Origin of the sequence: Falsigemmobacter faecalis, assembly GCF_003863335.1 — a bacterium.
Lineage (GTDB): Bacteria > Pseudomonadota > Alphaproteobacteria > Rhodobacterales > Rhodobacteraceae > Wagnerdoeblera > Wagnerdoeblera faecalis.
Genome location: NZ_RRAZ01000095.1, coordinates 1 through 1513 on the forward strand (window position 1 = coordinate 1; position 1513 = coordinate 1513).

Annotated in this window: 1 protein-coding gene; it reads right to left on the reverse strand. The window is 60.9% G+C overall.

The genetic code is table 11. From position 1 onward, the window contains the following. Positions 1-283 precede the first annotated feature (283 nt). A complete protein-coding gene (locus EG244_RS20205) occupies positions 284-1393 on the reverse strand; it encodes an IS110 family RNA-guided transposase (protein WP_124966919.1) in 1110 nt (369 codons plus the stop codon). Positions 1394-1513 lie beyond the last annotated feature (120 nt).

The following is a 1513-nucleotide window of genomic DNA, read 5'->3' on the forward strand; positions in this document are numbered from 1 at the left end:
CTCTCATGATCGCCGTCAACAAATTTGTCATGCCAATCCGGTCGGCAGTGCCGATTGTCGTGTTTTGTAGATGCGCAGGGTAGGAGACGGAACTGAGACGACGGTGAGCAGGCTCTCATACGCGGGTTGGTTACCGCATGACCGTGGTTTCGTCTTGGGGCTGCCTCGGTCTAAAGATCGGGCGTCGACAATGTCGGCCCATAACAGGGTACGAGGATTCCCCACCGCGTTCCGTCCCCAACCCTGTGCATCGGTCTGGAGCAGGCAATGTCTGTATGGCCTTTCAGTGAGCGGCGGGCGCGACCTGGCGAGCGATGGCCCATATGAAACCCGCCATTTCACGGGCGATCGCGGTTGTTGCCACGACCTTCGGCTTGCCGGCGGCCATGAGGTGGCGATAGCGCTGGCACATGCGCAGCTGTCCCTTCCAGGCAATGTCGCGCACTGATTGAGGCAGGTGCTCGATACGATCGAGAAGCTTGCGGCTCACCCGCGCCTGCATTCGATAGCTCCAGGCACCTTCGATCAGGACGCGACGGGCCAATCCACTCCCTGCCTTGGTGATGCCGCCCCGGCGGATGCTGGCACCACTCGAGTGCTCCGATGGCGTCAGGCCGAGGTAGGACATCAATTGCCGTGGATTGTCGAACCGATTGAAGTCTCCGACTTCGGCCACCACCGTGACGGCCACGACAAAGGCGACGCCCCGCATGGCCTGCACCGCCTCCACAACCGGGGCGAGGCTCCATGTCGGCAACAGCTGCAGGATCTGATCGGTCAGTCGCTCGACACGCGCTTCCGCGTCCGTCACCGCATGGATGTAGTCCTGCAAGACGATCTGTTGTGCGGGGTGATCAAAGCGCACCGTCGTGAGCCACCTGCGGTAAGCCTTCGTCCAGCCTTTCTTGCCCGGATAGTTCCGCCCATGGCGCAGCAGAAAGCCCTGCATATGCTGCCGCGCCTTGCCTGCAACCCGTATGGCCGTGGCTCGTGCCCGAACAAGATCGCGCATCGCTTCATGAGCAGCATCAGGGACCCAGACGGCAGTCAATTCCCCAGCTCTATGCAATTTCGCCAGCATCAGCGCATCGCGCCGGTCTGTCTTCACCCGGTCACCGGCCTTCACCGGGATCAGGGACGGTGCAACCACAATGCACTCATGCCCCAACTCGACCAGTTGTCGGTGAAGACCATATCCGCATGGGCCAGCCTCATAGCAGAAATGAAGCTGCGCGCCATTTGAAGCCAGCTTCTCGACCAGCTTGCGCACGTGGTCAGGGCGGTTGGGCACAGTTCCGAGGCTGCGGACTTCTCCGCCTCTTTCCCCGACTGCGACCCCAACCGAGATCGTTGCCTTATGGACATCCAGCCCGATGAATATGCTACGCTGCATTTGGTCTCTCCCCCATTCTTGAGGCTCGGCACCAGCAAGACTGGAGCAACCCTCGAATGCAGAATGCAGTGGGAGAGGCCGCCGACCCAGTCAGTTCACACAGCGATCATCGGGTCTAAG

What these genes read in the sequence shown, in the direction of transcription:
- EG244_RS20205 (WP_124966919.1), bottom strand. Translation starts at nt 1,393, where the DNA reads ATGCAGCGTAGCATATTCATCGGGCTGGATGTCCATAAGGCAACGATC.